Origin of the sequence: Nocardia otitidiscaviarum (assembly GCF_007362295.1) — a bacterium.
Classification (GTDB): domain Bacteria; phylum Actinomycetota; class Actinomycetes; order Mycobacteriales; family Mycobacteriaceae; genus Nocardia; species Nocardia otitidiscaviarum.
Map to the genome: position 1 here is coordinate 473,700 of NZ_CP041695.1, position 18,939 is coordinate 492,638.

Here is an 18,939-nt window from a genome sequence, read left to right on the forward strand (position 1 = left end):
GAAACGCTAGGTAAGCCTAAGCGTTGGTGGTGGAGTTGTCAGCACCACCGCGGCCCGAGTTTCAGCTACCGTTCGGTAATTCGGGATTCCACCGACCATTCGTAGGAATCGCCCGGAATGTCCCGGAGAACGACCTTCGGTGGAATGGCGAGATCGTGGAAGGCGGACTCATTGGAGTCCATTTGATAACCGGCGGTATTGGGGTAGACCAGCAGATCGCCGGTGCGGGCGGCGCGCGGCAGCGGAATGCGCCGCCTGCTGATCATGTCGTCCTCGAGGCAGGACGCGCCGCCCACCGCCGTCGGCGTCACCGTGCCCGGCTCCGGCGGCCACAGCACCGGATCGGGCAGGAATTCGCTGCCGAACCACTGCTCGGACAGGCTGAGGCTGGTGCCGTTCGCGGTCAGCATCAGGTACGAATGCCCGTGGGCGACTAGGTCTTTCACGCCCTGCACGCCGAAAACCGTACTCCCGGCGCGATCCAGCAGCGCGCGACCGGGCTCGATCGCCAGTCCGATGCCCTCGCGGCGCAGCCGCTGCGCCAGGCCGTCGTGTTCCAGCACCCGGGTCAGCATGTGCGGTCCGGGCTGCGGGAAGTGGTAGGGGTAGAGGTCTTTCGGTTCCCAATCGCCGTGGAACCAGTGCGGACTCAGCCGGGTCCGGAACGCCGTCCACGCCGCCTCGGCAACGTAGTCGACACCGAAGCCGCCGCCGATCGAGATGGTCGTAATCGGGTGCCCCCAGCCCCGTGCCTCCCGGCAGCGGTCGAGCAGTGCCGCCGCCAGTTCCGCGCGGGGCCGGTAGTCGTAGCCGCTGAGATGGAAACTGAAGCCCTCCAGCCGAATCGTCTGCGGGTCGATCTGCGCCACGGCGAGGTCGAGTTGATCGCCGCGCAGGCCGAAGCGGCTGTCGGATCCCGGGGGCAGCGCGCGCAACAGCACCCGCGCCGGACCGCCGAGCGCGGTCAGGCGATCGAGTTCGGAGAGCGCGTCGATGGCGATGACGGCACGCGCACGCACCGCCAGCCGCAGCAGCTCATCGGATTTGGCCGGTCCGGTGACCATGAGGTCCCCGCCGTCGACTCCTCCGGCCACGGCGGCGTGCAGTTCGGCGGTGCTCGAAACATCCACGCCCGCACCGTGCGCCGCGCACTCGGCGACCACGCAGTCGGCCTTGTTGGCCTTCTTGCCGTAGTAGATCGTGCCCACCACACCGGCGGTGGCGAACGCCTGGCGGAAGGCGCGGATATTGTGCCCGACGCGGGCCGGGTACATGACGTGGAAGGGACCGCCGATCTCGGTCGCCATCTCGCGCAACAGGTTCGGGTGGGTCAGCAGCTTCCGCTCCCAACCGTCGCGGTGGGCGGGCAGCGGTGCGGCGGTGATGCCATCGCGAGTAATGCCATCGAGGTCGGTGGTGTGCGAGTTGGCGGTGTGCGAGTCGGTATCGGTGGTACCGGTACCGGCACCGTTGGTATCCGCCACCGCGGTCAGGGTTTTCGTGAAGTCCGTCAGCGTTCTCCCCTTTCGCTGTCGCACCCGGTCAGTCCCACAGCGGCACCTCCGTGCCGCGCCCCTCGGCGATCGCGAGCGTCGCCAGTGCGTGCGCCACCGCGATATCGGTGAGCACGAGACCGCTGTTGTAGACGAAGATGCGTTGGTCGTCGGATAGTCGTCCGGTCGCGCGGCGGCTGAGGATCTGGGGTAGCTCCGCGTCGACCGGACGTAGTCGGCCGTCGGCATCGGCCATATCGGTGCCGGTCAGGGCCATCTGCTCGGCATTGGTGGCGATCACGCGATCGGCCCGGCCGAGCGTGGAGGGGGCCAGCCCGTAACCGACCAGCACCGCCACCGCGCCGGGCGCGAGATCATCGGCCTCCACCGCGACCTTGGTGCCCGGCCCGGCGGTGGCCAGCACGACGTCGGCGTCCCGGGCGGCCGCCCGCGGGTCGGAGACGATCTCCAGTTCCGCGCGCGGCTGGTGGCGCAGCAGCTCGCGCTGGACGGCCTCGAGTCCCTCGGGATGGGTGCCGTAGAGCATGAGCCGGTCGAGCTGTGGGTTGGCGGCCAGCAGGTGCGGCAGGGCGTTGCGGCCCTGGGTGCCGGTGCCGATCAGCAACACGCTGCGCGCACCCGGCCGGACGGTCTCGCGCACCAGCAGCGCCGAGACCGCGGGTGTGCGCAGCGCGCCGACCCGGGCGCAGTCCATCATGGCGATGGGCAGCCCGGTGGCGTCGTCGTAGAGCGTGATGGTGGTGTAGTACCGCTTGGTGCTGCGATCGTGGTGCGGATCGAACTTGTAGGACGTCTTCATGGCGACCACGCGGCGGCGACCGTCGCGGCCGAGCATGGCGTAGGCCACCGACCAGCCGTCCGGATGCGCCACGCTGAGCTTGCGCGGGTTATCCGAATTCCCCTCCGCGAAGGCGAGGTACGCGTCTTCGACGGCGCGCACCACCTCGCCCGGGCTGATCGGGACATCGGCCAGATCGCTGCGGCTGAGCACTCGCAGCGGGGTGGATCGGGTATTCACCTGCTAATTCCTCGGGTCGTTGCGGAACGGCGACACCGTGCGCTGGCCGTACCCGTTCTCGGTGCTCTCGGCCTCGGCGCGATGCCGCCCGGGCAGTCGGATGTTCACCCGCTTGAGCCAGCGGTCGGTGCCGTCGTACCGGGGTTTGAAGGGCACCCGGCCGTGCACCACAACGTCATTGTCCACCAGCAGCAGTTCTCCCGGGGTCAAAGCCGCGGTGATGCACACCCTTTCGAGCTCCAGCGCCAAATGATCGTAGGCGGCCCGGAATTCGGCGTCCGCCTCGTCGAGCGGGGTGTAGGCGGGATCGAAGCGCAGGGTGAGCGCGTCCGCGTCACTGCCCAGTGTGGCCACGGCGGGCGCGGGGCTGGCGGGAAATTCGCTGCCGTAGGACAGATCCGGATGGATGGGCAGCAGCGCCCGTTCCAGTCGTGCCCGCTGCCAGGACTCCAGCCGCACCCGCCGCACCGACGACACCGTGGTGCCGACCCGGTCCGGGTTGCGCAGGCAGCCGAGCATGAGCAGGTTCGCGCGCTCCGGGTGGAAGGCGTCCTCGGTGTGCGGGGCGAGCAGGGTGGTGCTGCTGGCCCCGGTCTGCTCCTGCTCGTGGCCCGGACTGGGCACGATGTTGTTGACCAGCCGTCCCGCCTGCTGGCCTTGCCAGCCGAACGGCTCACCGGCACAGCGCGCCAGCAGCAGCATGGCGATGTCGAGTTCGAAGGAGGCGGCGCAGCGGACGGGATCGCCAGCCCAGGCCGCCGCCTGCCGCCAGTCGATGGGGGTGGGGCCGAGTTCGGCGTCGGCCACGGGCAGGTCGCCGATGATGGTGACACCCGCCGCGGTGGCGGGTGCGCGCATGGCCTCGTGTACGGCGTCGGGCAGTTCCCGGTAGCGGGAATCGATCGTGTGGATCAGCGTCGTATGTGCGAGGGTGGTGGATATCGCCGGATCGTGTCCGAGTGTGACGGCGATCTCATGGGCGAGGTCGCGGATGGACCGTGACGCCGCCGCGGGCAGCGCGCGTCGTTCGAGTTCGGCGGGGTGAAGCGAGTTACGTTCGAAGAGAACGCTTTTCACCGAGGGTTGTCCCTTCTTCGCATCGTTGGTGCGCGGACGTTCGATGGTGAAAAGTACACGGCTTAATGAGGTTAGGCTAGCCTGTGTTTCCCGTCCGGCGTGTCGCAGAGAAATAGCGGGTTGGCATGGAAGGGTAGTGCTGAAAGATTGCCAGCGCCCCGGATTCCGCCGATTCGGCACGGGCGCATCGGCGCATCGTGGCCGACGCACCGCTTCGTCTGGATGATGAATAACGTGCGTTTCGTGAAGGCCGGCGCTGGCGCCGTCATCTCCCGCGCCGGCCTGCTGGGCACGGCGTGCGCCCTCGTGCTGCTAACCGGTTGCGGGGCAGTGGATCTCACGCCCATTCCGGAGGGTATCCCGCCCGGTCCGGGTGCGCCGCTGCCCGTCATCGACATCGACGCGCCCGGCCGCACCGCAGCGCAGTTGCGCGGCTGGGCCGAGGAACAGTCCGGCGTCCTGGGCATTCCGGTGGTGTCGCTGGAGGCCTACGGGTACGCCGCCGCCGTCATGGCGCGCGCCCGGCCGGACTGCGGCATCGCCTGGACCACCATCGCGGGCATCGCGAGCGTCGAGAGTCGGCACGGCACCCACCGCGGCGCCGATGTCGCCGCGGACGGCACCGTGTCGCCGCCGATTCGCGGGATCCCCCTGGACGGTTCGCCCGGCGTCGCGCGCATCGAGGACACCGACGGCGGCCGGCTCGACGGTGACACCGTCTACGACCGCGCCCTCGGCCCGATGCAGTTCATCCCGGAGACCTGGCAGCGCTGGGGCGTGGACGCCAACGGCGACGGTATCGCCGATCCGGACAGCATCGACGACGCGGCCCTGACCGCCGCCCGCTACCTGTGCGCCAGCGGCGGCGACCTCACCGGCCCCGAGGGCTGGCAGCGGGCGCTGCTCACCTACAACCAGTCCAACGTCTACATGGACACTGTGCGCGACCGCGCGGCGGCCTACAGCGTGGGGCGCAGAGCCTGAGCGCGGTCCGCCGGGCCGACCGCGTCCGGCGGAAACCACCGGTCACCGGCCGCGGTCCGCTTGCGCCGGTCGTGCGGACCGGCTGGCCGGGCGAGCGGCCGGGCATCCTTGCGTTAGGCTCGGCACCGCACGGGAATGCCGTGCGACCTGCCGAGCAAGCAGCCGAAGGAGTGTCGTTTCGTGGCCATCATCGAACAGGTCGGAGCTCGCGAGATCCTGGATTCTCGTGGTAACCCCACCGTCGAGGTCGAGATCGCTCTCGACGACGGCACCCTCACCCGGGCGGCGGTGCCGTCCGGCGCGTCGACCGGCGAGCACGAGGCCGTCGAACTCCGCGACGGCGGAGACCGCTACCAGGGCAAGGGCGTGCAGAAGGCCGTCGAGGGCGTGCTGGACGAGATCGCCCCGGCCGTGATCGGCCTGGACGCGGTCGAGCAGCGCACCGTCGATCAGACCCTGCTGGACCTGGACGGCACCCCCGACAAGTCGCGCCTGGGCGCGAACGCCCTGCTGGGCGTGTCGCTGGCGGTGGCCCGCGCCGCCGCCGAATCCTCCGGCCTGGAGCTGTTCCGCTACGTCGGCGGCCCCAACGCCCACGTGCTGCCGGTGCCCATGATGAACATCGTGAACGGTGGCGCGCACGCCGACACCGGCGTGGACGTGCAGGAATTCATGATCGCCCCGATCGGCGCGCCGACCTTCAAGGAGTCGCTGCGCTGGGGTGCGGAGGTCTACCACTCGCTCAAGTCGGTGCTGAAGTCGCAGGGCCTGTCCACCGGTCTGGGCGACGAGGGCGGTTTCGCCCCCGACGTCGCGGGCACCCGCGCCGCGCTGGACCTCATCGCCTCCGCCATCGAGAAGGCGGGCTACAAGCTCGGCACCGATGTGGCGCTGGCCCTGGACGTGGCCGCCACCGAGTTCTACACCGCCGGTGAGGGATACAAGTTCGAGGGCAGCGTGCGCACCGCCGCCCAGATGAACGAGTTCTACAGCGAACTGCTGTCGGCCTACCCGATCGTCTCCATCGAGGACCCGCTGTCCGAGGACGACTGGGACGGCTGGGTCGCGCTGACCGACGCCATCGGCGACAAGGTGCAGCTGGTCGGCGACGACCTGTTCGTCACCAACCCGGAGCGCCTGGAGGAGGGCATCGCCAAGGGCGCCGCCAACGCGCTGCTGGTGAAGGTCAACCAGATCGGCACCCTGACCGAGACCCTGGACGCCGTGGACCTGGCGCACCGCAACGGCTACAAGACCATGATGAGCCACCGGTCCGGTGAGACCGAGGACACCACCATCGCCGATCTGGCCGTGGCCGTCGGCTCCGGTCAGATCAAGACCGGCGCGCCGGCCCGCTCGGAGCGCGTGGCCAAGTACAACCAGCTGCTGCGCATCGAGGACGCCCTGGGCGACTCGGCGCGCTACGCCGGTGACGTCGCCTTCCCGCGTTTCGCGTTCGAAGGCTGAATAATCGGGCTCGGGAAATCGGTAGCCCGGGGGTCGCACGGCCCCCCGGGTGTCGAATCGGCTGAGTTTCGAGGTGTGAGATGACGGAGCGGCGAGCGCGCGGTACCAGTCCGGCCGGACGCGGGGACCGCCGCTCGTCGCGATCCGCCAGATCGCGGCCGGCGGCCAGCGGCAAGGGCCGCACCACCGCCGGAGCGCGGGCCGCCGCCCGGCGCGCCGCCAAATCCGCGAAACCCGCACGGTCCGAACACAAGATCCTCGGCCTGTCCACCGGGCGGGCGGTGCTGCTGGCCGCGGTGGTCGCCGCTCTGGCCCTCACCCTCGCGGTGCCGCTGCGCACCTATTTCACCCAGCGCGCCGAGGCCCAGCAGCTCGCCGCCGAGCGGGCACAGCTGGAGGCCGAGGTGGCGGAGCTGCGCGATCGCCGTGCGCAGCAACAGGATCCGGCCTACACCCGGGCCGAGGCACGAGACCGGCTGCGGCTGGTGATGCCCGGCGAAACCCCCTACATCGTGCAGGTGCCCGGTATCGAACAACCCGCGGTGCCGAGCCCGACCAGCAAGCCGCGGGAACCCGACCCCTGGTACACCGAGCTGTGGCGCAGTATCTCCGAGCCGCAGCCCACACCCACGCAGGAAGGAGCACCCGGGTGACGTACGAAGAGCCCACCGACCGGGATCTCGAGATCGTCGCCGAGCAGCTGGGGCGCGCCCCGCGCGGGGTGCTCGCCATCGCCTACCGCACCCCCGACGGCGTGCCCGCCGTCGTGAAGACCGCGCCCAAGCTGCCCGACGGCACCCCGTTCCCGACGCTGTTCTATCTGACCGATCCGCGGCTCACCGCCGAGGCCAGCCGGTTGGAGACCACCGGACTCATGCGCGAGATGACCGAGCGGCTGGGACGCGACACCGAACTGGTCGCCGCCTACCGCGCGGCCTACGAGGGTTATCTCGCCGAACGCGACGCCATCGAATCGCTGGGCACCGATTTCGCCGGTGGCGGCATGCCCGATCGGGTGAAGTGCCTGCACGTGCTGATCGCGCACTCGCTGGCCAAGGGGCCGGGAGTGAATCCGCTCGGCGACGAAGCGGTGGCGCTGGCCGCCGACCACGGCCTGCGCGGCACCGCGATTCCCGCGGACTGGCCGAAATACGAAGCGTACGGGACCGATTCGGCCGCCGCGGAGTAGCCGGAGGAGTATTCGAGGAGTAGCTCATGACCGACCGGATCGCCGCCGTCGACTGCGGCACCAATTCCATCCGACTACTGATCGCCGATGTCGCCCCGGCCGGGGAGGCGTCGGCGACGCCGCATCTGACCGATGTACACCGGGAGATGCGCATCGTTCGGCTCGGGCAGGGCGTGGACGCGACCGGCTCGCTGCATCCCGAGGCCATCGAGCGCACCCGCGCCGCCCTGCACGACTACGTGGATCTCATGCTCGACGCCGGGGTCTCGCGGGTCCGCATGGTCGCCACCTCCGCCACCCGCGATGCGAGCAACCGCGAGGACTTCTTCGCCATGACCCGCGAGGAACTCGGGCGCGTGGTGCCGGGTGCGCAGGCCGAGGTGATCACCGGGGACGAGGAGGCGCGGCTGTCCTTCGCCGGGGCCGTTGGCGAATTGTCCAGTGCCGACGGGCCTTTCGTGGTGGTCGACCTCGGCGGCGGATCCACCGAAGTGGTGCTGGGCGACAGTTCCGGTGTGCAGGCGGCCTATTCGGCCGATATCGGTTGTGTGCGGATCACTGAACGCTGCCTGCGCGGCGACCCGCCGACGCCGGAAGAGGTGGCGTCCGGGCGGTTCTTCGCCTCCGAACGGTTGGCGCAGGCGTTCGGCGTGGTGCCGGTGGAGCGCGCCCGCACCTGGGTCGGGGTGGCCGGGACCATGACCACGCTGGCGGCCGTCGCCCTCGACCTGCCCGAATACGATTCGGAGAAGGTGCATCTCACGCGCCTGACCCTGCCGCAGGTGCGGGCCGTCTGCGATCGGCTGATCGGGATGACGCACGACGAGCGAGCGGCGCTGGGCCCCATGCATCCGGGCCGGGTGGACGTCATCGGCGGCGGTGCGGTGATCACCGAGGTGCTGGCGGACGAGCTGGCGCGCCGCGCCGGAATCGGCGCGCTGATCGTCAGCGAGCACGACATCCTGGACGGCATCGCGCTGTCGGTCGCACCCCGGCGATAGGATCGGCGCATGGCCGCGACAACCCAGGTCACGGCCCGTTTGTGCGGTTGAACAAGCGGTGACGGGAGTGCGTCCCCGATGTTGCTGTTCAATTGCCCAATATGGGAGGGTGACGCACATGACAGCTACACCTCTCGCGAAGGAGGGGGCCGAACGCACCCTGTTCGGGCACCCCATCGGCCTCGCGAATCTGTTCGGCGTGGAGCTCTGGGAACGTTTCTCGTTCTACGGCATGCTCACGATCCTGGGCTACTACCTGTACTACTCGACCACCGAGGGTGGTCTCGCCATGCCGCAGGCCACCGCCACCGGCATCGTCGGGGCGTACGACGGTCTCGTCTATCTCTCCACGGTGCTGGGCGGCTGGCTCGCCGACCGGGTGCTCGGCATGGAGCGCACCGTCTTCTACGGCGGCGTGGTCGTCATGGCGGGTCATATCGCGCTGGCGATCATTCCGGACCTGGCGGGCGTCGCGGTCGGCCTGGTGCTGGTGGCGCTCGGTTCCGGTGCGCTCAAGGCCAATGCCTCCTCGCTGCTGGGCACCCTGTACGCCAAGGGTGACGCCCGCGCGGACGGCGGGTTCACCCTGTTCTATCTGGGCATCAACCTGGGCGCCTTTGCCGGTCCGCTCATCACCGGCCTGCTGCAATCGCATGTCGGCTTCCACTACGGCTTCGGCGCGGCCGCCATCGGCATGGCGCTGGGGCTGACGCAGTACGTGGTGTTCCGCCGCAATCTCGGCGACCACGGCCGCGAGGTGCCGAACCCGCTGCCGCGCCCCGAGATTCCGCGCACGGTCGCCGCGGTGGCCGGTTTCGGCGTGGTGGTGGTGCTCGCGTGGGTGACCGGGCTGCTCACCCTGGAGAATCTGCCCGACGTCACCACCGGGGTGATCGTGCTGGCCTCCATCGCCTACTTCGTCATCATGCTCACCAGCGCCAAGGTGGAGCCCATCGAGCGGGTGCGGGTGCGGGCCTATATTCCCCTGTTCATCGCGAACGCGGTGTTCTGGTCGCTGTTCCAGCAGATCTTCACCGTGCTGGCGGTGTACTCCGACGAACGCATCGACTGGAATGTCTTCGGCTGGACCGCGCCGTCGAACTGGATCGGCTCCATGGAGCCGGTGTGGATCATCGCGCTGTCGCCGCTGTTCGCCATCATGTGGACGAGGCTGGGGAACCGCGCGCCGAGTACGCCGCGCAAGTTCGCCATCGGCGTGATCGGGATGGGCGCGGCCTTCATGCTCTTCACCGTGTTCTCCGGAACCGAGGGCAAGTCCGTGCCGATCCTGTTCGTCTTCGTGGTACTGGGCGCGTTCGCCGTCTCCGAGCTGATGCTCTCGCCCATCGGCCTGTCGGTGACGACGAAGCTGGCCCCGAACGCCTTCCGCGCGCAGATGATGGCCCTGTACTTCTTCTCGGTGGGTATGGGCACCTCCATGTCCGGCGTGCTGTCGAAGTACTACGACCCCGCGCACGAACTGGCCTACTTCGGCATCACCGGCCTGGTGACCATCGCCGTGGGTGTGGCCGTCTGGTTCATCGCGCCCCGGGTGAGCCGCCTCATGGAGGGCGTGCACTGACCGATCCGGCTCCGGAGGTGACGGCCGCTGTCGTCACCTCCGGCCAAACGGATTGTTAATACCTTCGCAAAGCACTTTCGCGGAAAGCCTGAAGTTCGCTACGGTCGTTTCGGCCGTCGGCTGGGCGTGGATTTCCGCAGCGTCGCGATCCACGCGGTGTGGATGATGATCCGCTGCGTGCGGAGAACCGAGCAAGGAGTGTGGCCTTGTCGTTGCGAGCAACTGGGCTTCGGCGTGGAACGCGAGCTATTCGTCTGGCCGGTGTCGCCGTCGCGGCCGCGGTGGCGGCGGGCATGGTGTGGGCGACCGGCGCACCCCGCGCGGACGCCGCGCCGGGTGATTGCCCCGCCCTGAACGTGGTGGCGGTGCCAGGCACCTGGGAGACCTCCCGGGACGATCCGAAACAGGGCATGTTGTCCCTGGTGACCAATGGTCTGCCCGGCAGCGTGCGCACCGACTACGTCAGCTACGCGGCCACCGCCCTGCCTTGGGAGGGCGAGGTCTACGGCCGCTCCAAGCGCGAGGCCGTCAACGCCGCCCGCGGCCTGATCGCCGATATGGCGGCCCGCTGCGGCGCAACACGTTTCGCCCTGGTCGGCTACAGCCAGGGTGCGGACGCCGCCGGTGATCTGGCCGCCGAGATCGGCACCGGCCTCGGCGTGGTCCCGCCCGACCGGGTGGTCGCCGTCGGCCTGCTCTCCGACCCCCGCCGCTCACCCACCGACATCCTGGTCGGCCCGCCCGTCCCCGGCGCCGGTGCGGGCGGCGCGCGCGTAGGCGGCTTCGGCTGGCTCGCCCCCAAGGTCCGAACCATCTGCGCCGCAGGCGATCTCTACTGCTCGGTCCCCACCGACGACCTGGCGGGCCGCTTCGCCGGCTTCCTCACCCAACTCTCCGCCCCCGACCCCCTCCAGTTCGGCAACTACGCCCTCACCCTCCAAGCCATCCTCGGCGAGGCCCTCACCCCCGGCTGGAACGCCATCCTCACCGCCCCCGCCGACGACCCCGCCAGCGAGCAGTGGGCCCGCCAGGTGGAGGAGTTCTACCGCTCCGGCGTCCACCAGTCCTACCCCGGCTACGTGGTGGACGCCAACGGCACCACCGCCACCTCCTGGCTCCGCAACTGGCTCGCGGGCATCGCCCGCACCGCCTGACCCTCCGGGCCGGGTACCAGCTCCAACCAGCCGGTACCCGGCCCGACCACCGCATCCCGGGCCATCCCCCGCGGCGCACCTGTGACACCCACCCGAATCCACCCCCAGAAGATTCCGGCACAACCGTACGGCTCGGTAGGCTGACCCCCGCGCCCCCGTAGCCCAATTGGCAGAGGCAGCGGACTTAAAATCCGCCCAGTGTCGGTTCGAGCCCGACCGGGGGCACATACATGGCTACGGACGGCGACTCCGGATGTCTCGGCTCGTCGCAGGTCCGCAGCCTCGGCATGCGAACCCCGATAGAGTTCGAGAACACAACCATCGTGGCATGAAGTCCAGCAACCCGGCTCCGAGAAACCCAGGGAACACCATTGCGGCAAGGCCCCGGAATCCTGAAGTCGGCGGCTCTCGCCGAGTACGTCGCCGACGTCCCGAGGGCACGACGTTGCCCTAAGAGGACATTTGTCCAATACACCGGGCGATGCCTTTGCCCATGCTGTTGGTCATGTATCTGAACCAACAATGGCTTCCGAGCCGCGTCACGAACCGGCAGGGGTTTTGATCATGTTGTTGAGCAACCATTTCCGACAGCGGACCGGCCATGGCCGCCGCCCGTGCCGCCGGGACGGTCACCGGATCCGAGCCAGCCTGCGTCTCATCGGCCGCACCGTCGCCGCGATGCTGGTCGCGGCGAGCGGTGTGCTCGCCGCGGGTCCGGCCCATGCCGACAACGCCGGGACCGTGTGGTTGTGCCGACCGGGCCAGGTCGGCGACCCCTGCGGCGAAGGCACGGGCGCACCGATCGACTGCTTCTACGTCTATCCGTCGAGTTCGCTGCAGCCGTCGATCAATGCCGAACCGACCGTCGAGCCCACCGCGGCGATCGCCGCCGGCGCCCAGGTCGCGCCCTTCGACGGCCGATGCGATATCTGGGCGCCGACGTACCGGCAGCGCACGATAGCCGGCCTGGCCGCCTCGACCGCCGAGCAGGCTCACGCCATGGATATCGCCTACGACAGCGTCGAGGCCGCATGGGACGACTACATGGCCCACTACAACCACGGGCGCGGCGTAGTGCTGATCGGGCATTCGCAGGGTTCGATCCTGCTGCGCACCTTGATCCGTAACCGCATCGACGGCACGCCGCAACAACGTCAGTTGGTGTCCGCGATCATCCCCGGGGCCGATGTGCTTGTCGCCGTGGGTGAAACGGCCAGTGGTGATTTCTCCTCGGTCCCCGCATGCACCCACGATGACCAGATCGGCTGCGTGATGGCGTGGTCGACATTTGCCGGTAGCCCGCCGCCGAACACCAAATTCGGTATTGTGCCGGCCGCTCCGGACACTCTCCTCACTCGTGGGGGCCTCCCCTACGGGCCGGGGTACGAGGTGTTGTGCACCAATCCTGCCGACCTGGCCTCCGGTGCCGACGCGGACCTGCACAGCATGATCAATGGGCAGGCAGTGACCGGATACAGGGGCCACTGCACCACCGACGGGGCCCGCGTCCTGATGATCGAGGGCGGCGGCAACGGCGTTCCGCCCGCCACAGCATTGCCGGTCATCCCCAACGCGAACTGGGGCCTGCACGCCTTCGACATGAATATCGTCCAGCAAGACCTGCTGCATCTCGTCTCCACCCAGACGCGGGTTTGGTTGAGTCGAGAGCACGTCGGCGGCAACTGATCCCGGCAACGCCGCGACCAATCGCGACTAGGCTGCGTTTTGAAAGTGGGTGGGTGTCCGCTCTCAGTCGTGTCGTAGCCACACACGGCTTGGTGCCGCAGCAGGCAACGCCGCCTGGCCGCACCGGCGGCGTCTCACCACAGGTGTAGGTAGCTTCGGATGTCGTCATACCCGTCGACGGCCCGACTGTCCACGTCCGACGGGTCGGCCTCGGCACGCGCGGCCAGCGACTTCGCCAGTGCGAGGGCTTCATCGCTGAGACGCCCGAAACGCCGAGCGGCGTGTCCCAGGCACAGACCGGCCAGCCCAAGCAACGGACTACCCGGCACAGCCCGTGTCCCAACCTGCACGCACCAGTGTTCGACGAACTCAACGTCGTCGTCGTTCAACGCGCTTCCGACCAGGACACTCGCGGCCTCCCCTTCGGCCGTGCAGTCACGCAAAGCCCGCTCCAACGTCTCGACCACGACTTCGTGAGGCAGCGCAGGAGGGTTCTCAAAGCTCAGATGAGAGTGCACCGCGCGAGACTACGTGCCCCGCGCGATCCATTCGGCCCGCCCTCACCCGTGTCGTAGCCATTGGTTGATGGCTGCAATACGGACGGTGGCCTGGCAGCGGACGGCGAGTTTGTCGAATCTGGTTGCCACCGCCCGGTTTTCCTTCAACTGGCCGATACCGCATTCCACGGCGTGACGCAGCTTGTAGTCCTCGGCGTCGAAGGCTGGTGGTAGTCCACCGGCGGAGCCCTTCTTCTTGCGGTTGGCGGCCTGGTCGGCCTTGATCGGGATCGTCGCCTTGATCCCACGGCGGCGCAGGTGCGCGCGGTTGGCGGCCGAACTGCACGCACCCGCTCGGGCCGGGTACGCGGGCGGCCGTTGCCGAGGCGGGGCACCGCGATACCGTCGAGCACGGCCGTGAACTGCGGACTGTCACCGCGCTGACCGGCAGTGATCACGATCGATAGCACCTTGCGACCCTGCTCACAGGCCAGATGGGTTTTGGTGGTCCAACCGCCCCGGGAGCGGCCGAGGGCGTGATCGGCGGGCTCGACCTCGATCCCGCCGGGCGGTTCGGCCTGGGCGGGGCCGTCGTGGCGTGCGTCGGCGGCGTGACGGTGCGCGGGCGATGGTGGAGTCCACGCTCACCTGCCACACGATGGCACCGGCGGCGTCGGCGACTACTCCGGACAGCACTCCCTGTCGTTCGGTGATCGCCTCCTCGCGCTTCCCATCGAGACACTCTGGTGGGCCGTCACCGTAGGCCATCGACGGTGGTCGACCGATCACCGTGACGATCGGCGATGAACCCCGAACTACCTTCATATCGGCGGAAATTCGCAGTTCGCGACGGGTCCGCGTTGTTGTAGATGCTGTACGTGCCCCACCGGGGCACAGCGCAGCCTACGCACCGGGGCGAATACGAGAGTGGGCGTGAGTGGCGGCGGTGTGGTCTTGGATGAAGCGACCTGCGGCGCGGAGGGCATCGGCGGCTTCGGGCAGGAAGGCAAGCTCGACACCCCGCCGACGGTGATCGGCCGGATCGAGATGTCCTGCGGTGGAGGGAATTGCGCGTGCAGATCCTCGTATGCCGTACGCATGGAGTGCAGTTCGGCGTCGGCTGTCCCGAACAGCTCCCAGTTGCGGGTGATTCGAGCCAGTAGTTCGCCACTGACCGCTCGTGTCGCCAGCACCGCCTCGTCCACGCCCTCGAGGATGCGGCGGGCTCGGTCCAGTAGCGCCTCGCCCGCCAGGGTGAGTTCCACCTGATGGGTGGTGCGGCGCAACAGATCACAGCCGACGAGTCGTTCCAGCGCGCGAATCTGGCGGATCAGGGCCGGCTGTGAAACGTATAGCCGGGCGGCGGCCCGGCCGAAGTTGAGCTCCTCGGTCACCGTGACGAATGCCCGCAGGTGGCGCAATTCGATCGCGTCCGGCGCGGTAGGCAGAGGGGTCGGCGCATCGGACAGTCCGACGGAGCGCCGATCGGGTGCGATCGGAAAGACCGCAACGGCTCGAATCGCGGTGTGGCTCAGCGGGAGGGCAACAGGGTGAAGGCGTCGACGTGACGCGGTCGGACCACGGAGAAATGGCGTCGATCCGTGGTGGCGATGTAGGTCAGGTTCCGGCGTTCGGCTGCGGCGATTACCGAGGCGTCAGCAGTTCCCAGTGGCAGGTCTCGGTATTTCGCGACGAGTTCGGCGATGCGGAGCCAATCCGCCGCGTGGACGGGCTCGATCACGAACAGGCCCTCGGCCAAGTCTCCGAGGAAGCGCACCTCGGCTTCGGTTCCGAGTCGGGTAGCGATGAGGTAGGCGGCTTCGGTGATGACGAGGGTCGGGACGACGAGGGGGCCGTGGTGTGTTTGGAGCAGCTCGAGGCAGGCTTCGTGGTGTGCGTCGTCGGCGTCGACGTAGGCGTACAACGGCCCGGCGTCGACGATCAGGGCGCTTATCGATCCCACTCTCGGCTGAGGATTTCATCGATCCGGGCCGACACATCCGAGCGCCCGCTGCGGCCCGCCGCTGCCGCGCCGAACCGTCGCCGCGCACCGGTGGGTGCGCAAAGATACTGGGTGATCGCCTCGCGCGTCAGCTCGGCGACCGTGATACCGCGCCGCGCCGCCTCGTGGCGCAGGCGCTCGTCAAGCTCGTCGGGTAGCTTCACGGTTGTCCGCTTCATGGTATGCCAGCATACCTACAAATGTTAGTGGCGCTGAGGCCGCCTCACGTGGAAAACAGCGAAAGTCCGCAGTTCACCGCGCGCCCGGTTTGTTGTAGGTGCTGTACGTGCCCGACCGGGGGCACGTACAGCATGGACACAACCCAACCCCATGAACTGCTGATTTCCGCTGACGTCGGCGTGGATTGGCGTCGTTGGGGTAGTCGAAGTGGCGACAAGCCGGGTCATCGACTGCTGGCTGCGAAGGCGGACCGAGCGACAGGCCGAATGGCCTTCCCGTCCAGGCCCGCGCGCCTGGACCGTGCATACGGCCTATCGTTCCGCTGTAGCCATGCCCCATTGTGTGGCGGCGGCCGTCCGTCGTAACCGCCACGCATGGCGACGCAACCCGATCACCGGACACAGATCGACGACCCTGTAATCGCAGACAAGATCCGAACCGGCCAGATCCAGCTGTTGCGAAAAGAACTGGATGACAACGATGACCCCTGATCACGCCCCCATCACCTACAAACACATGCCCGCTGGCAGCGAAAACGGTGGCACGGATTGGATGAACAACGTGCCTGCCCGGTACGTCCACGGTCAACACGGTTTCGACCGACGGATCATGGAGGAACTCGCGGCCGTGAATGTGCCGTGCTACACCCTCGACGATCTGTCCAACGGCCCGAGAACCATCCCACAGGGCATCCCCATCTTCATCGACTGGCTCGCCCACCTCGAGACCCGAATCCCCGGTCCCGAAACCGAGCACCGCTCCATCATTCGATCCGGACTCATCCGCAACCTCATCGACCCCGCCGCTCGCGGCAACCAGCAAGCCATCGACCTCCTCATCGCCCAGGTACGGCACCAACCACCTCTACCGACCCAGCACCGGGAATGGGCATGCGCCGGCCTGGGGGTGATCGCCGCCAAGCAGAACTTTGCACAGATCGCCGACCTGCTCGCCAACTTGCCGGAGGGCACCCCCAAGAGCGCGCTCGTCGAGTACCTCGGCAAGGTCAAAACACCGGAAGCACGCGATCTCGCAGTCAGCTACCTCGGCACTGGTCCGCGTGAAGCCGCGATCAAAGCACTGGTCCAGATGAAAGCAACCGGCGTCCGCCACCTGATCGAACCACTGCTGGACCATCCGTATGCCTCCATCCGCAAGCAGGCAAAACGCGCTTTGGAGAAGCTGCCATCCTAGACAAGCCCAGTGTGCGAAGAACCGAATGTTGGTCCTTTCCAACGACTTCTGACTGGACGACCGTTTCGTGGAAACCCGCCCCGGCTGCAGCGCCCTCGAAGCGGGCAACGGCACCGCCCATCGATTGCGGTTATCACCTCAGCGCCCCTAAGTTGGTGGCCGATGCTCCGGACAGATCACGGGGTGCGCTTGAACGACAATCAGGGGGTCGACCATGAGTTCCGAATCGGAGCAGCGGAACGCGCGTCTACACAGCGCGATCGAAGCGGGCCGGGGTCGTGCCGAGACATCCGGCGGTGCAGTAGTAGTCGAGACCGACCTGGAAGGGACGATCACCAAGCTGCACATCTCAGAGGCCGCCATGTCCGTGGAACCCGAGCGACTGGCGAAGGCCATCATGGCATGCCATGAGGCCGCACGGGAACGGGCCCGAACCGAAGCCGCCAAGCGGTACACGGAACTGCTGGAAACGCCCGGACTCCTGGATCAGAAAGCCCCCAGCCCGAACACCGCAGCGGACACGCCGGAGTGGGAAGAACTCAACCCGCTGCTCATAACACGCACAGTGTGATCAAAATCGAAACCCACGGGACGATGAGACAACCGTTGCGGTGGAATGGTTTCGGCGTGACAGCCTCCGCGACTCGATGCCGAGTCAGTGGAACCTGCCGTGCCGAGGTCTGACTCGCGTAGGCGCTCCCCCGAGCGTTCCAGGCGCACAATACTTCCGCTTTCGCCCGCAGCACATGCGCATCGGGATCGTCCGGTCGTTCGGCACGGATATTCGCAGCTCATGACGGGACCGCATTGTTGTAGATACTGTACGTGCCACCCCGGGGCACGGCTTCGACATCGAAGTCGGAGGGCCGGCACACCTGTGGAGCAGGAGCAGACGGGTTCGCGCGTCCAGGACGTCTGCGCCATCTGGAGCTCTTTCGTTGGCCACTCACCGCGGGCTGCCTGCGTTGGCCCGCACGGGCTACGGGTGCTCCGAGTCGCGGGCTTCGTGCGTATCGAGGGCGTGCTGCAGGGTGGCGTTGAGCGCCTGCGCCTCCGCGAGCTGATCTTCCAGGATCACGATCCGGCAGGCGCCCTCCAAGGAGTTCCCTGCATCGATCAGCTCACGCACCCGCGCGGCGATCCGTAACTGATAGCGCGAGTAGCGGCGATGCCCACCCTCCGAGCGTTGCGGGGTCAACAGGCGCGCACCATCCAGGGAGCGCAGAAACGCCTGGGTCACACCGAGGAGCTCGGCGGCGCGACCCATGCTGTAGGCGGGGAAATCCTCGTCGTCTAGTCGGTCCACCCGGCTTCTATCCGGAGTGGGAGTCATATCCGGTTGCTGCACAGCACCTCTCAATTTGCCAACGGCCAGAGGCCCCGGCGCACTGAGCGCCGGGGCCTGGGAAATACGTATACGAAAGGGTCGAGTTGCTCACCGGCCCCCAAGGGCCGATGGCATACACAGCTCCCGAGAGCACTCGGGTCGTACAACTGGGTTTCGACTACTCAGTGGCCACCACCTCCATGCGTACGCGTCTTGTCTGCGAGCCTTCTTGCTGTGCCCGCCCCGCCGGCGGCGGTCCAGCAGCCAGTGGGCCAGCCGGATGCTCGCCTGCGGCGGCGGGGCGGGGTACCGCATACCAGGCAGTTCACCTGCCCAGTCACTCGATCTCTCATTTTGACAACAGTGAAATTACCCAACAGCATATGGAATGTCTAGAGTGGCCACTGAAGATTTTCTGGTGAGTGATCGCCCATCGGAAGGATCAGTCGGCGGCACGACCTGGCGATTCCCCCGTCGAAGTGCATCGATGCGGGGTGTAAGTGGCCGCTGCTCTGATCGGGTGACCTTCGTTCGATCGGATGAGGGCCCGCGTCTGCTCGCTACGGCAAGACGAGGCAGGCGGAGCCGGTGTTGATGCCGGTGCCGACCTCGAGATTGATTGCGGGACCGCCCTCGGAGGTTTGGTAGGCGACGATCCGGTGCCAGCCGGGGTTCGTCGGGGTCCACTGCACGGTCGCCACACCGTCGACCGGCTGGATGTAGTTGCTCGGTGAGAAGACTGTCGAGGGGTCGAAGTCGTAGAACGACACCGGGGCGGCGTCGTCGACGGTCGCGGTCAGTGTGTAGGTGCAATTGGTGCCGTACTGCTGGGTCGGCCCCCAGCTGAGCCCGGGTGAGGCGTGTAGGCCGGTCACCCGCGCGGCGGCATCCGGCGCGGTCACCAGGACGGAGGCCGCCACGCCGAGCAGAGCAACCGACGATCCGAGCAGTCTGCTGGTTCGTGGTGGCCGCGGTCGGTGTGCCGCACTGCGTATGTGCCGGTCTCGGTGCGTCTCGACAGCGATAGCATCGTCGAATTCCTTTCAGTCGCCTGCCTTTACGATGCA

Annotated in this window: 19 protein-coding genes and 1 tRNA gene; 11 read left to right on the forward strand and 9 right to left on the reverse strand. The window is 68.0% G+C overall.

The features are described 5' to 3' along the window. Positions 1-65: 65 nt before the first annotated feature. The 3 genes from FOH10_RS01920 to FOH10_RS01930 are packed head-to-tail and all read right to left on the reverse strand — an operon-like array spanning position 66 to position 3,609. The gene (locus tag FOH10_RS01920) at positions 66-1,484 is read right to left on the reverse strand and encodes a type III PLP-dependent enzyme domain-containing protein (protein ID WP_244961518.1); all 1,419 of its coding nucleotides are present in this window, start codon (positions 1,482-1,484) and stop codon (positions 66-68) included. A gap of 58 nt (positions 1,485-1,542) precedes the next feature. After that, positions 1,543-2,505 carry an ornithine cyclodeaminase gene (locus tag FOH10_RS01925; RefSeq protein ID WP_029931274.1) on the reverse strand — a complete coding sequence of 321 codons (963 nt, stop codon included), beginning with the start codon at positions 2,503-2,505 and terminating at the stop codon, positions 1,543-1,545. Between the two features lie 30 nt (positions 2,506-2,535). After that, positions 2,536-3,609 carry a TauD/TfdA family dioxygenase gene (locus FOH10_RS01930; protein ID WP_143979388.1) on the reverse strand — a complete coding sequence of 358 codons (1,074 nt, stop codon included), beginning with the start codon at positions 3,607-3,609 and terminating at the stop codon, positions 2,536-2,538. 222 nt (positions 3,610-3,831) lie between these two features. On the opposite strand from FOH10_RS01930, the gene FOH10_RS01935 reads away from it, so the two are divergent. From FOH10_RS01935 to FOH10_RS01975, 9 genes are all read left to right on the forward strand, one after another. Then, positions 3,832-4,593: a lytic transglycosylase domain-containing protein gene (locus FOH10_RS01935; RefSeq protein ID WP_143979389.1), complete on the forward strand. Its 762-nt coding sequence runs from the start codon at positions 3,832-3,834 to the stop codon at positions 4,591-4,593. Between the two features lie 180 nt (positions 4,594-4,773). Next, a complete protein-coding gene (gene eno, locus FOH10_RS01940) occupies positions 4,774-6,060 on the forward strand; it encodes a phosphopyruvate hydratase (RefSeq protein WP_143979390.1) in 1,287 nt (428 codons plus the stop codon). 80 nt (positions 6,061-6,140) lie between these two features. Beyond that, on the forward strand, positions 6,141-6,713 hold the full coding sequence (locus tag FOH10_RS01945; protein WP_143979391.1) for an FtsB family cell division protein: 573 nt from the start codon (positions 6,141-6,143) through the stop codon (positions 6,711-6,713). Next, the gene (locus FOH10_RS01950) at positions 6,710-7,249 is read left to right on the forward strand and encodes a DUF501 domain-containing protein (RefSeq protein ID WP_143979392.1); all 540 of its coding nucleotides are present in this window, start codon (positions 6,710-6,712) and stop codon (positions 7,247-7,249) included. Before FOH10_RS01945 ends, FOH10_RS01950 begins: the two co-directional genes overlap by 4 nt. Before the next feature lie 26 nt (positions 7,250-7,275). Next, positions 7,276-8,250 carry a Ppx/GppA phosphatase family protein gene (locus FOH10_RS01955; protein ID WP_143979393.1) on the forward strand — a complete coding sequence of 325 codons (975 nt, stop codon included), beginning with the start codon at positions 7,276-7,278 and terminating at the stop codon, positions 8,248-8,250. Positions 8,251-8,368: 118 nt separating this feature from the next. After that, entirely contained in the window at positions 8,369-9,832 is a 1,464-nt protein-coding gene (locus tag FOH10_RS01960) for a peptide MFS transporter (RefSeq protein ID WP_143979394.1), read from the forward strand. Between the two features lie 293 nt (positions 9,833-10,125). Further along, complete coding sequence (locus FOH10_RS01965) at positions 10,126-10,986, forward strand: cutinase family protein (RefSeq protein ID WP_143979395.1); 861 nt, start codon at positions 10,126-10,128, stop codon at positions 10,984-10,986. A gap of 151 nt (positions 10,987-11,137) precedes the next feature. Then, positions 11,138-11,211: transfer RNA gene (locus tag FOH10_RS01970), tRNA-Leu, on the forward strand. Between the two features lie 339 nt (positions 11,212-11,550). After that, positions 11,551-12,672 (forward strand): DUF3089 domain-containing protein, encoded by a 1,122-nt coding sequence (locus FOH10_RS01975; RefSeq protein WP_244961520.1) that lies wholly within the window; start codon positions 11,551-11,553, stop codon positions 12,670-12,672. A 134-nt stretch (positions 12,673-12,806) separates the two neighbouring features. Here FOH10_RS01975 and FOH10_RS01980 read toward each other — a convergent pair whose 3' ends face one another. The 4 genes from FOH10_RS01980 to FOH10_RS02000 all read right to left on the reverse strand — a co-directional run bounded on the left by FOH10_RS01980 (position 12,807) and on the right by FOH10_RS02000 (position 15,350). Continuing rightward, on the reverse strand, positions 12,807-13,190 hold the full coding sequence (locus FOH10_RS01980) for a hypothetical protein (protein ID WP_221937916.1): 384 nt from the start codon (positions 13,188-13,190) through the stop codon (positions 12,807-12,809). A gap of 800 nt (positions 13,191-13,990) precedes the next feature. After that, complete coding sequence (locus tag FOH10_RS36195) at positions 13,991-14,563, reverse strand: LysR family transcriptional regulator (RefSeq protein WP_425326126.1); 573 nt, start codon at positions 14,561-14,563, stop codon at positions 13,991-13,993. Positions 14,564-14,700: 137 nt separating this feature from the next. After that, positions 14,701-15,132 (reverse strand): type II toxin-antitoxin system VapC family toxin, encoded by a 432-nt coding sequence (locus FOH10_RS01995; protein WP_244961522.1) that lies wholly within the window; start codon positions 15,130-15,132, stop codon positions 14,701-14,703. Then, positions 15,120-15,350: a ribbon-helix-helix domain-containing protein gene (locus FOH10_RS02000; protein WP_143979397.1), complete on the reverse strand. Its 231-nt coding sequence runs from the start codon at positions 15,348-15,350 to the stop codon at positions 15,120-15,122. The genes FOH10_RS01995 and FOH10_RS02000 overlap by 13 nt, the downstream gene beginning before the upstream one ends. A gap of 472 nt (positions 15,351-15,822) precedes the next feature. Here FOH10_RS02000 and FOH10_RS02005 point away from each other — a divergent pair, with 472 nt between their 5' ends. Both FOH10_RS02005 and FOH10_RS02010 read left to right on the forward strand, forming a co-directional pair. Next, a complete protein-coding gene (locus FOH10_RS02005) occupies positions 15,823-16,545 on the forward strand; it encodes a HEAT repeat domain-containing protein (RefSeq protein ID WP_244961524.1) in 723 nt (240 codons plus the stop codon). A 214-nt stretch (positions 16,546-16,759) separates the two neighbouring features. Then, a complete protein-coding gene (locus tag FOH10_RS02010; protein WP_143979398.1) occupies positions 16,760-17,116 on the forward strand; it encodes a YbaB/EbfC family nucleoid-associated protein in 357 nt (118 codons plus the stop codon). Positions 17,117-17,524: 408 nt separating this feature from the next. Here FOH10_RS02010 and FOH10_RS02015 read toward each other — a convergent pair whose 3' ends face one another. Next, the gene (locus tag FOH10_RS02015; RefSeq protein ID WP_244961527.1) at positions 17,525-17,851 is read right to left on the reverse strand and encodes a MerR family transcriptional regulator; all 327 of its coding nucleotides are present in this window, start codon (positions 17,849-17,851) and stop codon (positions 17,525-17,527) included. 581 nt (positions 17,852-18,432) lie between these two features. Then, positions 18,433-18,792, reverse strand: coding sequence for a hypothetical protein (locus FOH10_RS02020; RefSeq protein WP_143979400.1), 360 nt, complete (start codon positions 18,790-18,792; stop codon positions 18,433-18,435). Between the last annotated feature and the right edge of the window lie 147 nt (positions 18,793-18,939).

What these genes read in the sequence shown, in the direction of transcription:
- FOH10_RS01935 (WP_143979389.1), top strand. Translation starts at nt 3,832, where the DNA reads ATGATGAATAACGTGCGTTTCGTGAAGGCCGGCGCTGGCGCCGTCATC.
- FOH10_RS01945 (WP_143979391.1), top strand. Translation starts at nt 6,141, where the DNA reads ATGACGGAGCGGCGAGCGCGCGGTACCAGTCCGGCCGGACGCGGGGAC.
- FOH10_RS01955 (WP_143979393.1), top strand. Translation starts at nt 7,276, where the DNA reads ATGACCGACCGGATCGCCGCCGTCGACTGCGGCACCAATTCCATCCGA.
- FOH10_RS01960 (WP_143979394.1), top strand. Translation starts at nt 8,369, where the DNA reads ATGACAGCTACACCTCTCGCGAAGGAGGGGGCCGAACGCACCCTGTTC.
- FOH10_RS01965 (WP_143979395.1), top strand. Translation starts at nt 10,126, where the DNA reads ATGGTGTGGGCGACCGGCGCACCCCGCGCGGACGCCGCGCCGGGTGAT.
- FOH10_RS01975 (WP_244961520.1), top strand. Translation starts at nt 11,551, where the DNA reads ATGTTGTTGAGCAACCATTTCCGACAGCGGACCGGCCATGGCCGCCGC.
- FOH10_RS02000 (WP_143979397.1), bottom strand. Translation starts at nt 15,350, where the DNA reads ATGAAGCGGACAACCGTGAAGCTACCCGACGAGCTTGACGAGCGCCTG.
- FOH10_RS02005 (WP_244961524.1), top strand. Translation starts at nt 15,823, where the DNA reads ATGACAACGATGACCCCTGATCACGCCCCCATCACCTACAAACACATG.
- FOH10_RS02010 (WP_143979398.1), top strand. Translation starts at nt 16,760, where the DNA reads ATGAGTTCCGAATCGGAGCAGCGGAACGCGCGTCTACACAGCGCGATC.